Origin of the sequence: Streptococcus mitis (genome assembly GCF_003942795.1) — a bacterium.
GTDB lineage: Bacteria > Bacillota > Bacilli > Lactobacillales > Streptococcaceae > Streptococcus > Streptococcus mitis_BJ.
This window is the reverse complement of the sequence record NZ_RJNY01000057.1, coordinates 1-819: the sequence shown is the minus strand read 5'-3', so window position 1 is coordinate 819 and position 819 is coordinate 1. Positions and strand designations below refer to the sequence as shown.

Genomic DNA, 819 nt, shown 5'->3' with positions numbered 1-819 from the left:
CTATCTAAATCGTAATCAATATTACATAATAAATCTATTTTATTTACATCTATGTTAGGCTGAATTGGATTTCTTAAAATTATCCTTATAGAAATTATTGTGGAATCTGTCTCTTTCTTAATCAACCATTCACCTTCTTGTGTTTCATTAAATTCATTAACTTTATCACCATTAAAGCGAATTTCTGTTGATTCTGCGATTAGATCTTGTAAATTAATAGTCTCATTGTTTAATTCATCTTTACCAATCCATACTTCAACTGTTCCTAAATCGTTTGTTTCTTTAGCTTTTGGAATGATATCTAGCAAAACTTCCCTATCAAATAGAGTACATTTTAATTGATTTTCTTTTTTCTCAAAAATTAGAGAACCTTTTAATTTAAAGTCCTCCTTAATATATTTTTGAATATTTTTTAAAACTGAAGTATCCTCTTCAGGAATTTGAGTCTGTTTGAATGCATCAATCTTTTTAATCTCACTCCTTAATGAATTCCCCGTTCTTTGAATCTCTTCGTTTAGATTTTCAATAAAATCCGTAATTTCATCTGTAAGTCTATTCTGTGAAAATTGTGTCCGGTCTGAGTTAAATTGCATTAATGGACTGCTAGATTTAATAGATATATATCCGACCAATTGTCTTAAAACTAGCGAATTACGTTTTCTAGCCATAATTTCCGTATCAAATAAATGATAGTTATTAAATAAATTATTATTAATAAATACTAACGGCGTAATATCATTAGTCGTTTGAGGTTTGTAAAATACTGAATTTATTTTATCTTTTCCGCTACGTCCTTGGCCAAAATCAAAAGCCATTAAA

At 27.8% G+C, this 819-nt stretch carries 1 pseudogene; it reads right to left on the bottom strand.

The features are described from left to right. Positions 1 to 819, bottom strand: a pseudogene (locus tag D8847_RS10675) (ATP-binding protein); the annotation flags it as partial.